Source organism: Corallincola spongiicola (genome assembly GCF_004284785.1).
GTDB classification, from domain to species: Bacteria; Pseudomonadota; Gammaproteobacteria; order Enterobacterales; family Neiellaceae; genus Corallincola; species Corallincola holothuriorum.
The window spans coordinates 589,868-612,630 of record NZ_SHLY01000001.1; the positions used below are offsets into that span (position 1 = coordinate 589,868).

Sequence of the window (22,763 nt, forward strand, 5' to 3'; positions counted from 1 at the left end):
AAATAGGATGTTTCGTTCACCACTGTATCGTATACTTCACTCATTAGACGTTTGATATCACTAGCTATTGAGGATCCCTTTGCTTAAAACGCCAAACCCAATGCCAGCCTCTGCCATCGGCCCAGAATTTTTAAAGCAGCCCTTAGCGCCTGACACCCGCGATACTTCAGCCTGCCAAGTCGACTTGTCGCTAGGTCAGACTGCAGCCGTCGAAACTATTTCCATCGCCTTCTCCGACGCGTGCCGCGGCCAACACATCTTCTTTAATTCCCGTGGCGGCTTTGACGACGAATCTTTAATAGCTGATCTTTTGTCACAAGGCTTATCTGCAGAGCACCAATTGGCTAGCCGAGACTGGGTTTACGTACCAAGAGCAAACAATCCTTATTGCCCACGTTTACTTTCGCTACCTCCTGCATCTGCAGAAGTTTTTTGCCAAGAGATTAATCAGTACTATCAAGCGTTGCAATCAGAGGCTCAAGGCCCATCGTTTGAGTCGATTCTTGCAGCCTACGGTGATACTGAAAATTTAAGGGGTTATCTCGCTGAATTGGCCTTGGCTGATACTGATGCGGATATGAGCCCTGCGGTATTAGTGAGTCATAGCCAAGTCAATGAGTTTCCTTTAATACATTGCTATCGCTTGGATGAGCGCCGCTTGTTTGGTGAGATCCGCTACGAAACACAAGCCGGCACTGTCATTACCAATCAGCAACTATTGCAACCTGGGCTATTACACCTGGCCAATGGTGGTGTTTTGGTTATAAAAGCTGAACATCTCATTGAGCGTCCTGATATCTGGGGACGCCTAAAAGCGGTTATTTTGACGGGGATGCTCGATTGGTTGCCACTTGAAGGTCAACACGTTGCCACAGCATTTAACCCTGAACCCGTGCCATTAGATATTCGCTTGATCCTTATTGGTGATCGTCAATGTTTAGCCGAATTAGAACTTCAAGATCCTGAATTCACTGAGTTTTTCTCACTTATCTGCGATATAAGAAGTGTTTTTCAAGTAGATAGCCCCGCTGACCATCTAAAATACCGGCTGTATATCAAACAGTTAGCCAAAGCACGAGGTTTACTGCCGCTGTCCGACTCGGCGCTGGATTCAGTGTTACTTTGGTCGTCTCGACAATGTGAAGATAACAAACGGCTGTTACTTACCAGCAGAGAGCTGGGTAATTTGATGGCACAAGCCTGTCATTACTGTCATGCCGAAAAATCGTTGCAGCTGGATAAAAAGCACATAGAGAAAGCGATCACTGCTTCTAAGAAAAGACTGAGCCTTGTTGCTGATGAACATATGTATGGCATTGAGTCCGGTCAGGTGAAATTGCAACTGACCGGTAAACAGATAGGCCAAATTAATGGTTTGACCGTGATTGATGCCGCAGGTGAACAGTTTGGAGAGCCAGCTCGGATCACGGCCTCCGTTCATATCGGCGATGGTGACGTCATCGATATCGAGCGTAAGGCTGACATGGCAGGTAATATTCACGCTAAAAGCACCATGATTTTAAGTGCTGTTGTGCATAGCTTGTTTTCAAGGGATACACCTTTACCCTTGTCCTGCAGTTTAGTGTTTGAGCAGAGCTATTATCACGTAGACGGTGACAGCGCTGGGCTGGCAGAGTTACTTGCCCTGCTCTCTTCGTTCAGCCACCTGCCGATCGACCAAAGTTTTGCGGTGACAGGCGCGATCGATCAATTCGGTCAGGTCATGGCGGTCGGCGGTATAAACGAAAAAATTGAAGGTTTTTGGCATGTGGCAAAACGTATGGCACCAGAGCAAAATGTCTGTGTGATCCTACCGAAAGCGAATGCTAACGAATTAAACTTGTCAGAAGAAACAATTGAAGCGATCACCAATGATAAGTTGAAACTATATCCCGTTGATACAGTGGAAGAAGCGATCGCGTTAACGATGGCAAGGCCTGCCGGTGAACTAGATGAATTCGGTGACTATGGCGATGAATCGGTATTCGGTCGTATTCAACGGCGAGTTGATAGTATTCATAGCCACGAAAAACCATCGATTTGGTCTATGTTAAACCCATGGAAGTAATATTTCCGCTGATCGGAGTTGTTCAGCGTACACCTGTTCGCTAATCTAGCCGCCTAAAATGGTAATGGAAGAAATCATGCAATCAAGTTACAGCAAAGAAGAACTATTAGCCTGTGGTCGTGGTGAGTTATTCGGGCCGGGCAATGCTCAATTGCCAGTGCCTAATATGCTCATGATGGATCGCATCATCGAGATAAACGCCGACGGTGGCGCATTTGGTAAGGGTCAATTGATCGCCGAGCTAGATGTAACTCCAGACCTGTGGTTCTTTGATTGCCATTTCATTGGTGATCCTGTGATGCCAGGATGTTTGGGCCTTGATGCGATGTGGCAGCTGGTAGGTTTCTTCCTCGGTTGGGGCGGCAGCCCAGGCCGTGGTCGCGCACTTGGTGTGGGCGAGGTAAAGTTCACCGGTCAAGTGTTGCCAACAGCAAAGAAAGTCACCTATAAAATCGACTTGAAGCGTGTTATCCGCCGTAAGCTGGTAATGGGTATCGGTGATGGTATCGTTGAAGTTGATGGTAAGAAGATCTATGAAGCGACAGATCTTAAAGTGGGTCTTTTCACTGATACAACGACTTTCTAATCGCTGATACAGGCGAAAAAAAGCCCCTTCCGAGGGGCTTTTTTGATTCCACTGTGATGTGGGCTTATCGATAGAACATACTTGTCACTTAGGGGTAATACCTGCGGTTCTGTTTTCTACCGCTTCTCTCCATCCCCCCATCCATTGAGAGCGAGGCTCAATACTTTGGTACGGACAGTCTTCTCTTGAACGACCTATTACGCCAGCTTGATAACCACGAGCGTGTGCACGCTCCATACGATCTCTTTTTTGCCGTTTCATCATACAGTGTCATCCTCGTTTTTCAGAAGAAAGCGCGCCGGTGACAGCGCGCCTACACTTATATACTCAGTCAGACAACATGATGACACAAAGTCATATTGGCTATTAGTTAATCAACTTTTCGAATAAGCCAGCGTCTACGCAGGATTGCGGCGCTTAGCAAACCAAAGAAGCTAATAAAACTATTTGCCGCACCGGAACGGGAAAATGATTCTTCCTCCTCTTCAGGGCAAACTTCAGGTATGCCATTAAGGTCGATGTTCAACCTAACCGCTCTCGCGACTTCTTCAGTTTCTTGTTCGCCATCATCACCTATAACTGGTTCGCCGTCATCATCAACAGCCGGCACAGAGATAAGCGCAACAGCCATAATGTTGTTTTCTTCATCGATATGGTTGGCTTCGACGATTTCATATTCAGAATCGCAAGGTAATAGGGCGTTGAGGTCACTGAAGGTATTGGTATTAATGTCATAAACAAAAGCGTGTTTGCGCCGCGGAATTTGCGGGTTAACCCTTTCGTATTCACCAAAACCAACCACGTAACCACTGCTATTGACGCTGCGTGCAGTACTGGATGAACCGTTGTAAAAATCGGTAACAGGCGAGCCATCACCATAGGCCGAGGTCAATTCGGCTCCCTCTTTACCCAACTCATAGTAGAAAAACTTACTTCGCCAATAACCATTAATAAGGCGCGTCACATCACCAACAACATAGCTGACACCTTGTGCATTCTCATCACTGATGTCGTAAGCGATACTGGCACGATACTCATCAGGATCAGTAATATCGATCACCTGGTCATTTTGATAAATTGCTGCATATGTACGAATTAAATCGTCGTCACCGTCCTCAAATGCATAACTCATCCCTACTGATACTGCCTGGTCATTTACCGCTAGCGCTTGGCTGAGAAACTGTCGGTCGTCATCTTCGTCCGGTGTGGCGAGCATGCCCAATTCTTTTGTTGATAGGACATTGCCCTGATCATCTAGCTGCCATTGATAAGCGCGTAATTGATAGTTTAGCGCTCGCGTACATACAGCTAACGGGACATCCTGCTCGGGGCAGATATCTTCCGCGTAGTCACGGCTCGATTCAGTCAGATCTATACTGGCATAACCGACAACTAAGTTACTGTTATTGATATCTGAAGCTAGACTGACACCACCATATTCTATATTTGGTGCCAACAGAGGCAGGGCTTCATCTATTACATAGACATAACCGCGCGCCTGAAAGTCGCGGGCAAAATAGGTGAGCTCATCACCATCCTCCTCCGTGTAGGGAATAGCATAATAAGGTGCGGTACCCATCCCGACGAGCATCTGCCCATCGTTAATAGCAAAAGCGATATCATTGGTGCTACCCGAAAACTCGCCGGTCTCCTCTTCTATAACGTCAAAAATAACTAATCGCTGCGATGCATTACCATCAGTTGCAAATGCGACTTCATTACCTTGGGGCGGTTCTAGGTAATCTTCATCTTCATCTTCATCATCGTCTTCAATTTCGTCGTTGATATCGTCGTTAATGTTGTCGTCAATATCATCGTCAAGTTCATCATCACCATCTTCCGGATCTATGCCGAGGTTAGGCTCGAAACGATCCTTTGCAGTTGCGGCAACGTCGCCGGCAGCATTACTCTTCATTGCGTAACTGCTTTTTACATTGTCCACAGTACCAAGGTCTTCGACTGTGTAGGTAACCGCTGTTGCGCTCAGAGGAATAAAACTGAGAAGAAAAGAAGCGGTTGATAATTGTTTTATACGCATTGGTCTACCCTAATTTCAGCTAACCGTTGGCTTGTGAATCAAGCTCTTCCCATCGTTCGAAAGCACTTTCAAGCTCTTTCTCCACTGCATTGAGTGAATCAAGAACCGGCTGCGTTTTAGCGACAGGTTGGGAAAAGAATTCGGTCTCACTGATCTGTGTTTGTAATTCGGCTACTTGTTGCTCTAAGACCTCAATGCGTTGCGGCAATCCGTCCAGCTCAAGCTGCAGCTTGTATGATAACTTTTTGGTTTTTGGTGCAGAAGCCTTAACCGTTGGTTTTGGTTTCGTTTCGGCGCTTGCTTCACGTTTTAGGCCATTTTCCAACATCGGCAGCTCTGAATACCCGCCGACATGAATATTAAGGCCTGCGGTACCTTCAAAGCGCCAGCAACTCGTTGCCACATTATCGATAAAAGCACGGTCATGACTTACCAATAAAACCGTACCGGGATACTGGGCAACCAGCTCTTCTAGCAACTCCAGCGTTTCGACATCCAGATCATTTGTAGGTTCATCAAGAATTAACAAATTAGAAGGCTTTAGGAAAAGTTTTGCTAACAGCAGTCGGTTTTTTTCGCCGCCGGATAGAGCTCTAACGGGTTGTAACGCCCGTTTGGGTGCGAACAAAAAGTCCTGAAGATAGCCAAGCACGTGACGCATACGCCCTTGGTACTCGAACTCTTGGCGACCGTCAGCGACCGTATCGACTACAGTTTTATCCGGGTCTAACTGATCACGGTATTGGTCGAAGTAGGCAGTTTGCAGTTTCGTGCCACAACGGAATGCACCTTGAGTGGCGGAGATTTCGCCAAGAAGCATCTTAATTAAGCTCGATTTACCGCAACCATTGGGGCCAACCAGTGCGATACGATCACCGCGCATGATTTGTGTCGTCATACCATCAAACAGCAACTTATCCCCACGGGACAATGCGACCTCTTTAAGCTCGAAGACCAATTTACCCGACTTCTCGCCTTCATTAATCTGCATCGCTGCGCGACCCTGGCGGTCGATGCGTTCGCTACGCTCCTGCCGCATCGCTTTGAGCGCCCTCACCCTTCCTTCATTTCTAGTGCGTCGCGCTTTGATCCCTTGGCGGATCCACTTCTCTTCTTCTGCTAACCGTTTATCAAACTCAGCTTGATGTTTTGCTTCAGTCTCCAGCCAGGTCGCCTTGCCTTCCAGATACTTGTCATAATTTCCCGGCCAGCTCGTTAGCACGCCTCGGTCAAGATCAACGATACGAGTTGCCAGCTTACGGATAAATGTTCGGTCGTGACTAATAAAGATGATCGCACCCTTAAACTGGGTGATAAATTGCTCTAGCCAGAGTACTGCGTCGATATCCAGATGGTTAGTAGGCTCATCAAGTAGCAACAAATCGGGTTGCGTGACCAATGCACGAGCAAGCGCGACTCGCCGCAACCAACCACCACTGAGGCTGGCCAAATCAGCGTTAATATCCAATTCAAGTCGCTTCGCAATTGTTTCTATTTGGCTTTGAAAGCTCCAACCATCAACTGCATCGAGTTTACTTTGCAATTCAGCAAGTTTCGACATGGCGGCCGCATCATCAGCATCCATAGACAAGCTCAGTGCCTGAAAATCACGCAGATGATTACCAGTGTCTCCTAGTCCGCCAGCGATGTAGTCGAAGACGGTAACATCAGCTTTCGCCGGCGGGTCTTGATCTAAGCGTGCCATGCGCACATCGCTTCGTAATTGCAATCGGCCATCATCCAGCTGGACATCACCACAAATCACTTTCATTAAGCTGGATTTTCCAGCGCCATTGCGGCCAACCAAACAAACTCGCTCGCCAGCTTCAATGGTAAAGTTTGCGTTTTCTAACAAAGGTACCTGGCCGTATGCCAGGCAAGCGTCCTCTAAAACAAGCAGGGTCATGAAATACTCTCAATAGAATGCTGGACACGCTGAATATCAAACGGCCAATCAAGTTCAATAGAATGGTTTAGTGCCAATACCGGAATACGAATGCGGAAACGCTGCAAGTCGTCATCATTATCCATTATGTCAACGACTCTCAGCTGCATGCCATTATCAACCAAAGGAGCTAATAACTGCTGCGCCTCCTGACAAAGGTGACAACCATCAGTGCTATAGAGGATTGCTTCAATCAACGCTCACACTCCAGTAAGAAACAGTGGTGAATTCGTTGATTTCGTTTAAAATCTTCTGGCAGGCTAGCCTCTGTTACATCTTGTATAGACAAGTCGTATTTTGCCAGTTTTTCGCTATCTAGCTTAAAGCCGCGAAGGTTGTTAGAAAATACGATCACCCCTCCAGGGGTTAACAATTCTCTTGCGTAAGCTAGCAATTCCACATGGTCACGTTGCACATCAAAATGCCCTTCCATCTTCTTCGAATTGGAAAAGCTTGGCGGATCTATAAAAATCAGATCAAAGCGGTCAGAAGTTGAAACTAACCACTTCATGCAGTCAGCCTTAATTAGCTGATGCTGTTTTGGATCCATGCCGTTGAGTTCAAAGTTTCGAGCTGCCCAGTCCAAATAGGTGCGGGACATGTCTACGCTAACTGACGAAGTTGCACCGCCTTTGGCAGCATGGCAGGTCGCAGTGCCAGTGTAACAAAAAAGATTCAGTACCCGTTGGCCCTCGGCCATGGCACCAAGCTCCATGCGCACAGTGCGATGATCAAGGAATAAACCAGTGTCTAGATAATCAAGCGGGTTGATCCAGAAGCGGCACTGTCCCTCGTTAACTTTAAACCAGACGTTAGCTTGTTGCTGGCGCTCATATTGCTGTGCGCCCCGTTGCCGCATTCGGGTTTTCAACGCGATCTGGCGACTGTCCACTTGCGGCAGATCTGCAAGTGCGACTAGCGCATCATTTAGCCTGTTTTGGGCTTTCTTTTCATCTATCGTCTTCGGTGCCGCAAACTCCTGAACGATCACCCAATCACCGTAGAAATCGATAGCTAGGTTATATTCGGGTAAATCTCGGTCATAGACACGGTAGCAATCGGTATCCGACTGTTTAATCCACTTATTCAATCGCTTCATGTTCTTTTTCACACGATTGATAAAGTCTTCTGCGATAGGTTTCGGCTCACTGCTACTAATCTGATAGCTGGCTAACGTGCCTTTCAGTTGACCGTTGTAAAGTGTGTGCCTTTTATCTGCCCGCATGCGCAACTGGTTCAATAAGCTGCCATCAATGTTATATATCAATGCACGCCAGTCACCAAAGTGTGCCTTTAACTGGGTGCCGAACTGATAATGCAAGGCAAGCACTTCAGCCAACGTACCAAGACGTTCGCCATATGGCGGATTAGAGATCACCGTCCCTTGTGCGCCGTACTTATTGGTCAAGTCTGCTATGTCACCATAAGCAAAATTGATCAGGTGGCCGACACCTGCTGCATGGGCATTATCTTTTGCCAGCCCGAGTACACTGCGGTCGAGATCTAAGCCAAAGAAGCGTTTGCCAGTTGTTGCGCGCCCTTCTTTCGCCTTTATCTCTGCTTCATCTCGTACCGACTTCCATTCATTTTGATTTGCCAACGGCCAGCGTTGAAATGGGAAGAAATCTCGTAGCAAACCCGGGCCAACATTCGCCGCCATCATGGCCGCTTCAATCAGAATAGTGCCACTACCGCACATGGGATCGACTAAAGGCTGATCATCACTTGCTTGCCAATTACCGCGCATTAACATAGCTGCGGCAAGTGTTTCGCGCATCGGTGCTTTACCTGCTTTGTCGCGATAGCCACGCATATGCAGTGGCCCGGAGAGGTCGATCGCCAAACTGATCCGATCACGATACAAATAAGCATGAATACGCAGGTCAGGATGGGTTTTATCAACATTAGGCCGTGGCAACCCAGCATCACGCATATAGTCTACAACCGCGTCCTTAACTGTTTGCGCACCAAATTGAGTATTCCGCATCCAATCATTGGTGCCATCGAAATGAACTGCGATCGTCGCATCTGCATGCATATGCTGTTGCCAATCGATCTGTTTTGCCGCCGCATGCAGTGAATCAGCGCTATTAACGTCATATTCACCTAATCGAAATAGTAAACGAGAAGCGACCCGGCTATTAAGGCAAAAACGATAAATGAATGCCGTTTCCGCCTCGACTCTAACGCCAGCACGCGTAACTTTTACTTCGGCGGCGCCGTACTGTTCGGCTTCGCGCGCTACAAGGTCTTCAGTGCCTAAAGGGGCAGTAATAAAAAATGGCAGGGTCATAAATGTTCGGCTGCGAGAAAAAGGACAGCGCATTATAGAGAAAACCACATAGAATGTCTTTGTCTGGCTAAAGATGCAGCAAACGATTAACTAGTGCTTGCATCTCACAGATCACTTCCCTATGATGCGTCCCTCTCAGACGCGGGATGGAGCAGTCTGGTAGCTCGTCGGGCTCATAACCCGAAGGTCGTCGGTTCAAATCCGGCTCCCGCAACCAATTCTTTTTCTTCGGAAAAGACACCAGGACTTGGTTGCGTACTGAGAGATATTTTCGGACGCGGGATGGAGCAGTCTGGTAGCTCGTCGGGCTCATAACCCGAAGGTCGTCGGTTCAAATCCGGCTCCCGCAACCAATTTCCTGAATCATTCAGTTACTTGGTTGCCGAATATATGCAAAGAGTAGTGTCTTCGGACGCGGGATGGAGCAGTCTGGTAGCTCGTCGGGCTCATAACCCGAAGGTCGTCGGTTCAAATCCGGCTCCCGCAACCAACTACTTGCTTACAGTGATACACCTCCTCGGACGCGGGATGGAGCAGTCTGGTAGCTCGTCGGGCTCATAACCCGAAGGTCGTCGGTTCAAATCCGGCTCCCGCAACCAATTTTCAGCAATAACCACCATAACTCAGCAATGAGTATTTTTGCCTTACCTTATACCTATTCCCAGCCATAGCAGTTATGCGTTAACAAAATGTGCGTCCCTGCGCATAAACATAAACGATCGGGCTGCCACCTTTTCCCGCTGACTTGTATACTCTGTTTTAATATTGTTAACAAAACTCTTCTAAAGTAGCTAATAAATGAATGCGGTTGACCATAGCGAGCTAGATAACCTTCCAGGCCTAAATGTCCTGATCATAGATGACAACCCTATCGTTCATGACACGCTCAAAGCTGCATTTGAAGGAATGGGGATAAGGAACATCAAAAGTGCACAGAACGCCTTCCATGGTCTGCGTCTGTGTGAAGAAAATAACTTTCACGTCGTTGTCTGTGCTTTCAATGTAAATAGTGATAAAGATGGCTTCCACCTGCTGGAAGAGTTGAAGTTTAAAGGGTACGTCAATAAGCGAACCGTACTTATCTTCCTTAGCTCTGAGACCAGTGAAGCGCTTGTTAATAGCATTGTTGAACTTCAGCCAGATGATTTTTGGGTAAAACCTCTATCCGCAAAAGCAGTGCAATCACGACTAGAGGCGACACTGCTGATCAAGCAGAAGCTATTCAATATCTATCAAGCTATAGATTGTGGTAACTACTCTAAGGTCATCTATTATGCGGAACGCCATCTTCTTTCTCCTGAACTAAAAAAATATCAGGCCAATTTGCTGCGCATGAAAGCGGAAGCGCTGTTGAATTTGCGTGAATTCGGCAGTGCAGAACTATTCTACCGTGATCTTCTTTGTAGCTATAAATACCCCTGGACCTACATTGGCTTTGTTAAGTCATTACTAAAACAGGAGAAATTAGCTGAAATTGACGAGTTACTGGCGAAGCTAACCACCCAGCCGGAAACGCGCTTTGCGACTTATGAGATGTTAGCTGAGTACTATATTGAAGCGGAAGACTATGAACGCGCCTACAGCGAGATAAAAAAGGCAACCGCCCTCGCCCCTCGAAATATTGAACGCAATAAGAAGTCATGGGACTTAGCTCGTTTAACCCATGATCATGAAGGGCAATATATTGCGACTAAGAACATGGCGCAGTATGCCCGCAACTCAATACATGACTCACCGGAGCTACAGCTGAACGTGATACGTGCTGGGATCGACTTTGCTAACTCATTGACAGATAGTCGAGCGACAACGATCTTGGCAGAAACAGAACGGAAGCTAAACCAAATTGAACAAGATTACGAAGATGCTCATTACTTTAAAGAACAGATAGTTATCTCAAAGGCACGCTTGCACAATGCACGCAACGAAGAAGATAAAGCTAAAAAAATGGTCGAGAACCACGTCTCCTTGCGCCCAAGCGTTTCTATCGAAGATAACCTGGATAAAGTAAAAGTCTTCCACGAACTCAACATGCGCGAAGAGTCCATGAAGCTACTTGAAGCGATAAAGCGTCAGATAGGCGGTGATACGCTGACCAGCCAGGTGGTAGGAAAGTATGTTGAACAGGAAGCCGATGAGCGTGAAGAGATCCACTTTACGCCTAAGCAACTCAACTCCATGGCTGTGGAGTTCTACAAAAAGAACAAACTGACTCCCGCAGCCAATGTTCTTGAGCAAGCACTTCAGTTATCACCGAAAAACTATAAGTTAGCCATTAGCTTATTAAAGGTGCTTATTAAGATCAGGCGCAGTGAGCATCACAACCAAAGTCAGCTCGATCTCGCAGAATCGACTATCTCTCGGTTAAAGCTTTTGGAACTACCTGGCAGCGATGCGCAGGTGTTCAATGAGTTAAGTCAAATGTGGGAACGGATAAATAAGCTGCACTAACTAATGTAACTATTTTTTTATAACGTATTGTTTAGCTTAAAGGATTAAATTGAAGTGAGCGTTATTCCGTTATCAGGGAACAGATCGTTTTCAATCGCACTCTTATTGGCTTTATGGCAGCTAGCGTTGCCATCTAATGCAGCAGAGAGTGTCAGTTTTTCCGAAGCATGGCAGGCGCTGCTTAAAAACAACGACGGCCTCGCCGCTGAGCGTGCCAATATTGATAAGAATAAACACTTACAAGACGCTGCAGGTGATCTCTACCTACCTAAAGTCGATCTCCGTGGTCGATACACCTACTTTGATGACGACATAGAATTAAAGCCTTCTCAAATCCTTGATCGAATGAACAATGCGCCAGATCTTGGTGAGCTGTTCCCAAATGTAGCTGGTGAACTTAATGAGGCCCTCACGACACAGATCGCCAAGCAGAGCCAGTTCAAAAGCTCTGTGACGGCTATTTGGCCTGTTTTTACTGGGTTTAAGATCGAAGCAGCACAAGATATTGCCCACTATCGGACAGAAGAAGCTAGGCACCTGTTAGAGATGGAACAACACGCTAAGTTTGAAGACTTAGCAAAAATCTATTTTGGGACGGTATTGGCGAAAGAGGTATTACGCACACGGGTACAGGTCGAAGAAGGCCTGCAAAAACATCGCGACATCGCCTTGAAATATGAGGCACAAGGTCAGATCGCCAAAGTTGAACGGCTGCAGGCTGAGGCTTCCCTTGATAGAGCAACCGTTGAGCGGAAAAAAGCGGAGCGCCAAGTCGAAATTGCTCAAATAGCATTAACGCAAATGATTAAATCACAGGACAATACCATCCCCAGTAGTGCGCTGTTTACCAATGAAACTATTCCGCCAAAATCTGACTTCTTACGCAACACCTTAGCCACTTACCCCGGACTCAATTTATTATCAGCCAAACGTGAGCAAGCCAAGGGATTAGTGAAAGTAGAACAAGGTAACTATTATCCCGACGTTTACCTCTTCGGTGAGTACAATGTTTATGAAGATGACTCCATTGTTTCCGACCTAAGACCTGACTGGATTGTCGGTGTTGGAGTCAGTGTGCCATTGTTGGATCCTGGTGGGCGTTCAGGCAAGCTTAATGCGGCACACAGCACAGTGACGCAAGTGGATTACCTGCGCGCTCAGGCGACACGAGACCTGACGACGCTGGTAGAAAAAACATACCGTGAGTCGCAGCAGGCACTCGAGGAGTATGCGGGTTTAAAAAGCAGTATTGAGTTGGCAGAAGAAAACCTTCATCTACGTAGCAAAGCATTTTCCCAAGGGTTAGCCACTTCTATCGATGTTATTGATGCCGAGCTTTTTTTAGCCTCTATAAAAACTCAACGTCTTGTCGCCTCATATCATTATGTTATTTCACTCTCTCAGTTAATGGCCATCAGTGGTGGAATTAACAACTTTGAAAGCTACCAAAACAAATCTGCGCCCGAGGTTCAGTAATGCGCCAATTTAAAATAATCGCCATCATTACAGCTCTACTCCTGATAGTTTGTTGGCTCGGTTACCGCTTTTACCTCGCCTATCAACCGCAACCGATGCGACTACAAGGCCAGATTGAAGCGCGTCAGTATAGTGTCTCTTCCAAGGTGCCCGGTCGTATCGGTGAACTTCTGGTAAAGAAAGGGGACTCTGTCACGGTCGGCCAAGCAATATTTACCATCAACAGTCCTGAACTCGCCGCTAAGCTGTCCCAGGCAAAGGCTGGCAACGAGGCTGCGTCAGCGCTGGCTGATGAAGCCCTAAATGGTGCCCGCCGCCAGGCGATCGCAGCAGCAAAAGATCAATGGCTTATGGCAAAAGCCGCCGCCGAACTATTTGAGAAGACTTATCAGCGGATCGATAACCTTTACCAAGATGGCGTTTTGGCGGAGCAGAAACGCGACGAAGTGTATACCGAGTGGCAGGCAGCAAAATATACCGAGAGTACAGCACGGCAGTTATACGAGATGGCGCAGGAAGGCGCGCGGAAAGAAACACAACGGGCGGCGCAAGCCAATGCCAGAATGACGGCAGGCATTGTTGCCGAGGTTGAAGCCTATGTTGCGGATACCCAGGTTAACAGTCGTCACAGTGGTGAAATCAGTGCCATTTTATTGCGTCCAGGCGAACTTGCGCCCCAGGGGTTCCCTGTCGTCACACTGATCGATATGAGCGACGCCTGGGCGGTGTTTAATGTTCGCGAAGATCGCCTTAAACACTTTAATAAAGATAGTGAATTTGAAGCCGTTATCCCGGCGTTAGGGGAGCAAAGCATTACCTTTAAGGTGCACCATGTTGCAGTCATGGGCGATTTTGCCACGTGGCGTAGTACGGACAGTAGCCAAGGTTTTGATATGCGCACATTTGAAGTTGAAGCTAGGCCTGTCAAACCCATTCCAGGGTTACGAGCAGGCATGAGTGTGCTTGCTAGCTATTAATATGGAAGGGTTTAAATCAAAATGGCATGCAGAGTGGCAGCTTATTCGCGGAGACTTTTGGCTTAAGGCGCTCCTATTTTGGTTACCACCCCTGCTGTTTCTAACCTTCTGGTATATTTTTTCCGCCAGTGTGGCCAGTGATGTCAAAGTAGGCGTGGTTGACCTCGATAAGTCGGCCATGTCTCGGCAGCTTGTGCGTTACTATGATGCCAACTCGGTGATCGCTATCAGCGATGAATACGATGATGTGGCATCAGGTACACTTGCACTGCGGGGCGGTGAGATATATGCCCTGATTGTTGTGCCGGTTGGTTTGGAAAAGAAGACCATCAAAGGTTTCCCTCCCCAAGTCACTGCATTTACTAATGGTCAGGTGCTACTGGTTGCCAAGTTAGTTAATTCGGCATTGATGCAAGCCCATGGCACCTTTTCTGCTGGCGTTGATCTGTTTAAAAACATGGCTAATTCAAGCCCAGAAATTAAACAGGCTTTCGCGAAAGCGGTGCCGATCCGCGGACAAATAACACCACTGTTTAACAGCAATAGTAACTACGGGCACTTCCTTGTTACCGCTGCAATCCCGGCCATCTGGCAAATTGTTATTGTCGTAACGGCCGTTCTGGCGCTGAATGCGAGTATCAAGGCTGGTCAGCTGCACACTTGGTTAAACGGTACACCGATCTTAACCTTAACGGCTAAATTACTGCCATACACCCTTCTTCATCTGGCAATGGGCGTTGCTTTTCTCATCTTTATGTATGATTTACTTGGCTGGCCAATGCATGGCAGTTGGCTAATTTTATTGCTTGGACAACTGCTAATGATTATTGCCTGCCAGGGTGTGGGGGCGATGCTCTTTCTGATATTTAAAAATGCATCACATGCCATGAGCCTTGCTTCTGGCTACACAGCCCCAGCGTTTGCATTTATGGGGGTAACTTTCCCATCCTCCGACATGCCGTTAATGGCTCAGATCTGGCGCAATATGTTACCGGTGAGCCATTATGTTGAACTGCAGATAATGCAGGCTAATTACGCAGCGACATTGATGCAATCTTTGCCGCAGCTGGTTTGGTTAGGTGCCCTGTTTACACCGCTTTGCGCCGCGTTTGTTCTGGTGATTCTTACCGACAAGGCGAATCAACATCAGTCGGTGGAGTACTAAATAGTGGCTTGGTTGCAGTTATTCCGACTCGAATTTAGGGCGATTTTAAGTGACTTCTCGGTTGCTTTTACCATCTTCGGAGGCATTGTTGCCTATTCGTTTCTTTACCCCTTGCCCTATTCCAACCAAGTGCCACGTGAACAGCATACTGTGATTGTTAATGAGGATGGCAGCCAACTTAGTCGCAAGTTAGAACGGATGCTAGATGCCACGCCGGAAGTTAAAGTGGTGAAGCGGGTGCATACCATCGCGGAAGCGCGAACCATGCTGCTCAGTGGTGAAGCTGGTGGCATATTGGTCATACCAAGCGACTTCTACCGCGACCTGTTGCTGGGTAAGAGCCCCGTGCTTGGCTATGCTGGCAACGCCAGCTATTTTTTGATTTACAGCACTGTCGTTGAAGGGATGGCGAAAGCCGCAGGTACGCTGGGAGCTGAAGTTAAGGTGTTAAACCACATACTATCCGGCGATGCACTACCCCGTGCAGAAAAACAGTACTCACCGCTACAACTCAATGTGAAACCGGTATTCAACACCACCATGGGTTACGTCAATTATGTCGTCCCTGCAGTCTTTGTACTTATTTTGCATCAGACGCTGTTGATGGCCGTCGGCGAATTAGGCAGTCATCAAAACCACAGCAAGAAGCGGAGCGAAGGTTATTGGTTGCAAATACCAATATGGCGGTTACTTATCGTTCGTGTGCTGACCTTTGGGGGAATTTATGCACTCGGAGCGCTCTACTATTTTGGTTTTGCCTTCGAGTTTTATGACATCACCCGGTTAGCTTCGCCATTAGAGCTGTGGGGATTAATAATTCCATTCATCTTATCAGTGATTGCTTTGGGCATTGTACTTGGGCAGCTGATTCGACGACCAGAGATCTTATCTCTACTTGTGCTACTCAGTTCTCTAATCCTAGCGTTCAGTGCAGGCTTTATCTGGCCACTGTCCTCAGTCCCGCCGCTGTTAGTTTGGTTAACCAATCTCGTACCATCAACCCCGGCGATCCAAAGCTTTCTTATGCTCAACCAGATGGGCGCAGATTTTTCGCAGATCCTTCCTCAGTACTCGTTGCTTTGGTTGCAAACGATTGGCTACGGAGGATTAGCTTATTGGCTGCTTAACAGAAGGGATATTGAAGACGCCTAACCGGATAGGGATAAAAATGGTTAGGCGATTTGCGAGCCGGTAAAAGATTGACTGGTACTTACATAACCCACTACGCGATCGTTCATCACTTTGATGCAATCAAACATCTGCATCGATTTACTATCACTCAACGCGATTGAGTCATCTAAAAGCATACACAGGCACGCCTGCTCCGTTGTTTCCAGCACCAAAAATTGCCCGACCGCCCCACTCAGACACTGCAACTCAACCAACAGATCGTTATGAACATTAAGTAGTGCTGCACCAGGAGTAAAAAACCAGCTTTTCGGCATCGTGGGCAATAAGAAACGTTTTGCCGCAACAGCATTAAGCGCACACTGGACAAGCAGCGGCTGAGGCAACAGCCTATAGGCCAGAAGCACTTCCAAAATCTGGTGATACTCTTTTGCATCGTCCGTTGAGAATGGTTGCGACTGAAGCGCAACGGGACAAAGCTGTTTACGACGAAAATGCGTCTTAAAGTGCATATCATCGTCGAGAGCGACACATAAACGATCTGCCGACTCATCGAAGTACCAGCGCCATCCCTGTCTAGGCTGCATTAACATCTATTTACTCTATTCTATTAGTTTTATTGTATTTTTTATATGCGGCCATTGTCTTTACCATGGCCAAGTTAAGCAAGTGTTTTAATAAAAAAGTGTGATAAAAAATAACGTGGCCGTTAAGCCACGTTATTTAATTAACTATCAGTTTAGAGTTTCAGTCGGTTGACGATATCTTTAATTAGCGGTGGCCCTTCATAAATAAAGCCGGTATACAGCTGTACCAAACTGGCGCCAGCGTTGATCTTGTCTTGTGCGGCTTCAGCACTGTCGATACCACCGACACCAATTATCGGTATTTCGCCTTTTAACAGGGCACTTAGTTTACTGATTATTTGTGTGCTGCTTTGTGCTACTGGACGCCCGCTAAGCCCCCCTGCTTCATCGGCATGCTTATGTCCTGCTACCGCCGCTCTTTCTAGTGTCGTGTTCGTCGCAATGACACCATCGATATTGTGATTAATCAAGGATGTCGCCACTTGCGCGAGCTCCTCATCATCAAGATCGGGGGCGATTTTAACTGCCAACGGCACGTATTTACCGTGGGTTTTAGCTAACTCGCTTTGTCGCAGCTTTAATGCTGCGAGCAGCTCATCGAGCGCTTCACCATATTGCAGGCTTCTTAAACCTGGCGTGTTAGGTGATGAGATATTGACAGCGATATAGGATGCATGCGGATACACTTTATCCATACAGATGAGATAGTCATCTTTGCCATGCTCGACTGGTGTGTCTTTATTTTTGCCGATATTTATTCCCAAAACACCTTTGAAGTTGGACTTTTTCACTTCATCAACAAGGTGATCAACGCCTTTGTTATTAAAGCCCATGCGATTAATCAACGCATGATGCTCCACTAAGCGGAAGATCCGAGGAGAATCATTACCCGGCTGTGCTCTAGGAGTGATGGTGCCTATCTCCACGAAACCAAAACCTAACGCATCCCATACATTGATGCATTCACCGTTCTTATCAAGGCCCGCAGCCAAGCCCACGGGATTAGGGAATTCGATCCCCATCACCTTGACCGGTTTTACTGGCAGTTTTTGGCGTAATAGCGACAACAGACAGCTATCACGCAATTGGCTGAAGCGGTGGATCGTAAAATCGTGAGCCCATTCCGGATCACGAGCGAAAAGAAAGGCACGCGCAAATTTATACAGCATCATTAACCGTTATCTGTTGCGGGTGCCGCGATGGCACCCAGCTCTTATTTCGGTTCGCAATTGTGACTCAGAAGCATAAGCTCACGCAAGGCGACTGAGAACTTGGCGAACTCATGGCTTTGACTGGTACGGAATTCACCAAGCATATGGAACCAGCGCTGGATCTCTTTTTCATGCTCGGTAAACCAGGTGTCCAGCATTTTCAAAGGCTCGCATAGGCCGCTACAGTATCGCAACACCACAATAGATAAAGCGCGCTGCTGCCAATCAAGTTCCTCTCTAAAAGAGGCTCGGGCTAACGCTTGCCAGTGGTTCGAGACTGGTTGCTCCGAGATCTGTTTCAGGAACCAGTGCAGATCAAGTCGGGCACCGAGTTTGAAATAGACATCCGCCACCAATGTGATTGGACGCTCTGATTCAATGACAACTTCGGCGATGTCCAACGCCGAAAACAGTGTACTAAGCTGCCCCATGTGGGTGGCAACCTCTGTCGACAGTCCTTCGCGCTCCAGTTGCGAAATGGCTTGAGAAAGCTCTGCAACCTCATCATCAATCAGGTACATGGCGAGGTTATTGCGCAGTTCATCAAAGGTCGGTTGATAACGCTTTATCGTCTGCTCAATAGTGAGTGTTCTATCGCGGTGGCGCAGAAACCAACGTGTGGCGCGGCGGATAATTCGACGCATTTGAAACAGTAATTCACTTTGTACGATCGCCGGGATTTTATTGTCGCAAACAGACACTGCTTGCCATAAGTGTTCCAGCTGAAACACTTCGCGGGCCATGGTGTAGCAGTTTGCGATTTCAGCCTCTGATGCACCCGTTTCGTCTTGTAGTCGGCCGACAAAATTAAAGCCCACATCATCAACCAAGGCATTGGCGATCTGTGTCGCAATGATCTCTGCCCGAAGCGGATGATGCTGCATCTGCTTTTTATATTTCTTTTGCAACTGAGCTGGGAAGGCCCCTACCAGTGAACGGTTATGGTAGCCGACATCTGTCACTTCCGGCACCAGTAAACGCTCTTTAAGGTACATTTTGCCATAAGCCAACAACACACAGAGTTCAGGTCTCGTCAGTCCTTTCCCTGCGAGTAGTCGTTCTGCTAACTCTTCGTCGTTAGGCAAAAACTCGAGGTTGCGATCGAGCAATCCTTCGCGCTCCATTGCATGGATAAAGCGCTGGTATTCTTTTACTTGTTCTTCGTCACGTAGCTGCGATACCGACAAACCTTGGGTTTGACGGTAACAGTTGTCCAATACAATACGGCTCACATCATCAGTCATTTCGTACAACAGTTTGTTGCGCTGTTTTACCGTTAGATCGCCATTATTCACTAAGGTGTTTAGTAGAATTTTGATATTCACTTCGTTGTCAGAACAGTCAACACCGCCAACGTTATCAGTGAAGTCGGTGTTAACCCGGCCCCCCTTGGCGGCGTATTCAATACGTCCAAGCTGCGTGGCGCCAAGATTTCCGCCCTCACCAACAATTTTCGCTTTTACCTGCTGGCCATTAACCCTCACGGCGTCATTAGCGCGGTCGCCAACATCACTGTTGTTCTCAGCTTCGGATTTGATGTAGGTACCGATACCGCCGTTCCACAACAGGTCAACAGGCATCTGCAGCAGTTGCTTTATCAACTCTGTCGGCGTTAGTGACCGTTCAGTGCTACCTAAAAGGGTTTGGATCTCTACACTTAAAGGGATCGCCTTGGCGCTGCGTTCGAATATGCCACCGCCTTTCGAGATCAATGTTTGGTTATAGTCACTCCAACTAGATCGGGCTAAATGAAACAAGCGCGTGCGCTCGGCAAAGCTACTAGCTGCATCAGGGGCGGGGTCGATAAAAATATGTTGATGATTAAACGCCGCGATAAGCCTGGTTTTGTCACTGAGTAACATGCCATTGCCAAACACGTCCCCTGCCATATCACCAACACCAACGCAGGTGAACTCATCCTGCTGACAATCGACACCGATCTCTCTAAAGTGACGTTTTACCGATTCCCACGCTCCTCTAGCCGTAATCCCCATCTTTTTGTGGTCGTATCCTACGCTACCACCTGAGGCAAATGCGTCCCCTAACCAAAAGTCGTACTGTGCGGATATTTCATTGGCGATATCAGAAAAAGTGGCGGTTCCTTTGTCTGCCGCGACAACCAGATATGTGTCATCTTCATCATGGCGAACTACGTTACTCGGTGGAATGACCTTGCCTTCAATTACATTGTCAGTGATATCCAGTAAGCCGCGAATAAAGGTGCGGTAGCACGCTTGCCCTTCGGCTAGAAATGCCTCGCGGTCATTGCTGCCAGGTAATTTTTTACAAACAAAACCACCTTTCGCACCGACAGGCACAATCACTGTATTTTTAACTTGCTGAGCTTTAACTAAGCCGAGCACTTCGGTACGAAAATCTTCCCGACGATCAGACCAGCGTAGTCCTCCACGGGCTACTTTACCGCCGCGTAGATGAACCCCTTCCACCCGCGGTGAATAGATAAACACTTCAAATTTGGGTAGCGGCAGTGGCACATCAGAGATATGTTCAGGCGACAATTTGAAAGAGATGTACGTTTTATCACGGCCATCGCTTAACGCCTGGTAGTAGTTAGTGCGTAATGTCGCTTCAACTAATTCGACATAGCGGCGAATTATTCGATCGTCATCTAGGCTACTGACACTTTCAAGCGATGCTTCGAGTTCAATCAATAATAGAGAGAGATCTCTTTGCTGAATCGCTGGACTAAACTTAGTTTCAAATATTGCCAATAGTTGACGGGCGATCGCTGGATAGCGCGAGAGTGTTTCTTCAATATATTGCTGGCTAAAACTACTGCCAATCTGACGCATATACTTGGCATATGCACGTAGCATAGAAACCTGTCGCCCAGTTAGACCGGCACTTAAGATCAGCCGATTAAATCCATCATTTTCATAAATCCCATCCCATACGCCGCTCAGCGCTTCAACAAAGCGCCCCTGGACTTTACTGATATCGAGTGGCTTTTCATTGGTATGGGCCATATGAAACTCGAGCACCCAATGCAGCAACCCGCTGTTATCGCGGATCTTATATGGACGCTCACCAATTACACGTAAGCCCATGTTTTCTAATAGCGGCAAGATATCCGAAAGATGCAACGGCAGGTCTTGATGATAGAGCTTTAACCTCACCTCTTTTGAGCTCTGTTTTTCCTCCTGAGCGCGGTAAAACAGCATACCCAAACGGTGTTGTTCAGTCAGACGTTCTAGCTGTTCAATATCTGCGAGTACACTACCAGGAAGCACATCATCTTTGTAACCGCGAGGAAAGCCGTCAGCATATTTCTGATGCAGCCTTTTGCCCTCCTCCTCACCAAATTGCCCAAGTAGTGCATCCTGGAATTTGTCTTCCCATGAGCGCGCCGCTTCGATTAAGTTCTGTTCAATCTGCTTCACATCGATATCCATCGTATTATCTTTGACATGCACTATGTAGTGGGTGCGCGCGAGTACCGACTCTGAAAAGAACGTCGTAAACTCAACCGGTTCGACGCTGTTAAAGTATCGCTTCAAAATCGACTGCGTTTGTTGTCGCAACAATGTGTTGTAACGCTCCTTCGGTACATAAACCATGCAGGAGAAGAATCTGCCAAAAAGATCCCGGCGCACAAACAGACGAGTCATGTCACGCTCTTGCATTTGCAGCACGCCGAGCCCAATGTTCAACAGTTCGGACTCTGGGCTTTGCAATAGTTCGTCGCGTGGGTAAGTTTCAAGAATATTCAGAAGCGCTTTGTAGGCATGGGAGCCAACGGCGTAGCCAGAGCCTGCCATCACTCTTTCAAGCTTATTACGGATCAGCGGTACCTGTGTCGCACTCTGGTTATAGACTGACGCCGCATAGAGGCCGATAAATCGGTGTTCGCCGATCACCTTACCTTTACTGTCAAATTGCTTGATACCGATATAATCAATATACGCTGGTCGATGAACGCGCGATTTTGAATTTGTCTTAGTTAGTACCAACAGGCTGCTATCTAACGCATTTTCTCTGGCGCTGGTCGGCAATGAGCTTAAATTACGTGAGCGTTTAGTATGGCTGGAGCGCATCAAGCCCAAGCTAGAGCCATCCACCTGACTTAAGATGTGATCGCCTTTCACCGCCTCGACTTTGTATTCTCGATACCCCATTAGAGTGAAGTTATGGTTTTTAACCCAGGCTAAGAACTCGATCGCCTCATGGCGCTCCTCCTCATTTCCTGGAAACGGGGCGTCTTCAAGGCTAGCTAGCACCGATTGCAGTTGCGTCTGCATTGGCATCCAATCTGCCACCGCAAGTGCTACGTCGCGAAATACTGATGCCAACTCTTCGGCTATCTTATGCCTATCACTCTCTGAGGTTTGCCTATCTATCTCGACATGAAATGCGGTTATGTTGCGCTCAGCGTTAGCATCAAGCTGCTGCAACGCGGATATTTCGCCGTCTTTCACCTCTATCGAGAGCGGCGCATTGAGCAGTAAGTGGGCGGTGATCCCCAGGCGTTTTAACGCCATCCGCAATGAATCCACCATAAACGGCGTATCTTGTTGAATTAACTCTATGATGGTGTGGTTTGAATGCCAGCCATGGCTTGCTACTTCTGGGTTAAACACTTCAATGCTTGGATGCTCAAGGTCATGGGATTGCATCAGATGCCAAAGGCTCATCACGCCGCCATAAAGATCACTGTCACTGCGGCCAGCGAGATCCTCTAAAGAAATATTGCGATATAAACGGTGAGCTAACTGCTCGACCATAACGGCTTCCTGTTGTGGAAGCTTGGTATATATCAGTGAATTCAATCGTTCTAGGAGTACAGAGAAGTTGGCTTCATGTTGGGCCATAAATATCACCTT

At 47.4% G+C, this 22,763-nt stretch carries 15 protein-coding genes and 4 tRNA genes; 11 read left to right on the forward strand and 8 right to left on the reverse strand.

What is annotated here, in order from left to right:
- The first annotated feature begins 79 nt into the window (after nucleotides 1-79).
- Both EXY25_RS02585 and fabA read left to right on the forward strand, forming a co-directional pair.
- Nucleotides 80-2,068, forward strand: a complete 1,989-nt coding sequence (locus EXY25_RS02585; RefSeq protein WP_130565619.1) for an AAA family ATPase — start codon at nucleotides 80-82, stop codon at nucleotides 2,066-2,068.
- Nucleotides 2,069-2,144: 76 nt separating this feature from the next.
- Nucleotides 2,145-2,654, forward strand: a complete 510-nt coding sequence (gene fabA, locus EXY25_RS02590) for a 3-hydroxyacyl-[acyl-carrier-protein] dehydratase FabA (protein WP_233496362.1) — start codon at nucleotides 2,145-2,147, stop codon at nucleotides 2,652-2,654.
- 84 nt (nucleotides 2,655-2,738) lie between these two features.
- Here fabA and rmf read toward each other — a convergent pair whose 3' ends face one another.
- From rmf to rlmKL, 5 genes are all read right to left on the reverse strand, one after another.
- Nucleotides 2,739-2,915 carry a ribosome modulation factor gene (rmf, locus tag EXY25_RS02595; protein WP_114336854.1) on the reverse strand — a complete coding sequence of 59 codons (177 nt, stop codon included), beginning with the start codon at nucleotides 2,913-2,915 and terminating at the stop codon, nucleotides 2,739-2,741.
- A 109-nt stretch (nucleotides 2,916-3,024) separates the two neighbouring features.
- Complete coding sequence (locus EXY25_RS02600) at nucleotides 3,025-4,692, reverse strand: DUF3466 family protein (RefSeq protein ID WP_130565620.1); 1,668 nt, start codon at nucleotides 4,690-4,692, stop codon at nucleotides 3,025-3,027.
- A 19-nt stretch (nucleotides 4,693-4,711) separates the two neighbouring features.
- Nucleotides 4,712-6,598 carry an ATP-binding cassette ATPase Uup gene (uup, locus tag EXY25_RS02605; RefSeq protein ID WP_130565621.1) on the reverse strand — a complete coding sequence of 629 codons (1,887 nt, stop codon included), beginning with the start codon at nucleotides 6,596-6,598 and terminating at the stop codon, nucleotides 4,712-4,714.
- A complete protein-coding gene (locus EXY25_RS02610) occupies nucleotides 6,595-6,834 on the reverse strand; it encodes a glutaredoxin family protein (protein WP_114336580.1) in 240 nt (79 codons plus the stop codon). The genes uup and EXY25_RS02610 overlap by 4 nt, the downstream gene beginning before the upstream one ends.
- Entirely contained in the window at nucleotides 6,831-8,930 is a 2,100-nt protein-coding gene (gene rlmKL, locus EXY25_RS02615; protein WP_165419232.1) for a bifunctional 23S rRNA (guanine(2069)-N(7))-methyltransferase RlmK/23S rRNA (guanine(2445)-N(2))-methyltransferase RlmL, read from the reverse strand. The genes EXY25_RS02610 and rlmKL overlap by 4 nt, the downstream gene beginning before the upstream one ends.
- 140 nt (nucleotides 8,931-9,070) lie before the next feature.
- Here rlmKL and EXY25_RS02620 point away from each other — a divergent pair.
- The 9 genes from EXY25_RS02620 (at nucleotide 9,071) to EXY25_RS02660 (ending at nucleotide 16,148) form a co-directional block, all read left to right on the forward strand.
- Nucleotides 9,071-9,147 (forward strand) — tRNA-Met (locus tag EXY25_RS02620).
- Nucleotides 9,148-9,206: 59 nt separating this feature from the next.
- A tRNA-Met gene (locus EXY25_RS02625) sits at nucleotides 9,207-9,283 on the forward strand.
- Between the two features lie 60 nt (nucleotides 9,284-9,343).
- Nucleotides 9,344-9,420 (forward strand) — tRNA-Met (locus EXY25_RS02630).
- A 32-nt stretch (nucleotides 9,421-9,452) separates the two neighbouring features.
- Nucleotides 9,453-9,529: transfer RNA gene (locus tag EXY25_RS02635), tRNA-Met, on the forward strand.
- A gap of 199 nt (nucleotides 9,530-9,728) precedes the next feature.
- On the forward strand, nucleotides 9,729-11,378 hold the full coding sequence (locus EXY25_RS02640; RefSeq protein ID WP_114336578.1) for a response regulator: 1,650 nt from the start codon (nucleotides 9,729-9,731) through the stop codon (nucleotides 11,376-11,378).
- A 54-nt stretch (nucleotides 11,379-11,432) separates the two neighbouring features.
- On the forward strand, nucleotides 11,433-12,854 hold the full coding sequence (locus tag EXY25_RS02645) for a TolC family protein (protein ID WP_246019479.1): 1,422 nt from the start codon (nucleotides 11,433-11,435) through the stop codon (nucleotides 12,852-12,854).
- Nucleotides 12,854-13,831 (forward strand): HlyD family secretion protein, encoded by a 978-nt coding sequence (locus tag EXY25_RS02650; RefSeq protein ID WP_130565623.1) that lies wholly within the window; start codon nucleotides 12,854-12,856, stop codon nucleotides 13,829-13,831. Before EXY25_RS02645 ends, EXY25_RS02650 begins: the two co-directional genes overlap by 1 nt.
- The gene (locus tag EXY25_RS02655) at nucleotides 13,818-14,996 is read left to right on the forward strand and encodes an ABC transporter permease (RefSeq protein WP_130565624.1); all 1,179 of its coding nucleotides are present in this window, start codon (nucleotides 13,818-13,820) and stop codon (nucleotides 14,994-14,996) included. Before EXY25_RS02650 ends, EXY25_RS02655 begins: the two co-directional genes overlap by 14 nt.
- Nucleotides 14,997-14,999: 3 nt before the next feature.
- Complete coding sequence (locus EXY25_RS02660; protein WP_130565625.1) at nucleotides 15,000-16,148, forward strand: ABC transporter permease; 1,149 nt, start codon at nucleotides 15,000-15,002, stop codon at nucleotides 16,146-16,148.
- 20 nt (nucleotides 16,149-16,168) lie between these two features.
- Here the strand turns inward: EXY25_RS02660 and EXY25_RS02665 are convergent, their stop codons facing one another.
- From EXY25_RS02665 to EXY25_RS02675, 3 genes are all read right to left on the reverse strand, one after another.
- The gene (locus tag EXY25_RS02665; RefSeq protein WP_130565626.1) at nucleotides 16,169-16,717 is read right to left on the reverse strand and encodes a cell division protein ZapC domain-containing protein; all 549 of its coding nucleotides are present in this window, start codon (nucleotides 16,715-16,717) and stop codon (nucleotides 16,169-16,171) included.
- A gap of 146 nt (nucleotides 16,718-16,863) precedes the next feature.
- A complete protein-coding gene (pyrD, locus tag EXY25_RS02670; protein WP_130566033.1) occupies nucleotides 16,864-17,880 on the reverse strand; it encodes a quinone-dependent dihydroorotate dehydrogenase in 1,017 nt (338 codons plus the stop codon).
- 44 nt (nucleotides 17,881-17,924) lie between these two features.
- Complete coding sequence (locus tag EXY25_RS02675; protein WP_130565627.1) at nucleotides 17,925-22,751, reverse strand: NAD-glutamate dehydrogenase; 4,827 nt, start codon at nucleotides 22,749-22,751, stop codon at nucleotides 17,925-17,927.
- Between the last annotated feature and the right edge of the window lie 12 nt (nucleotides 22,752-22,763).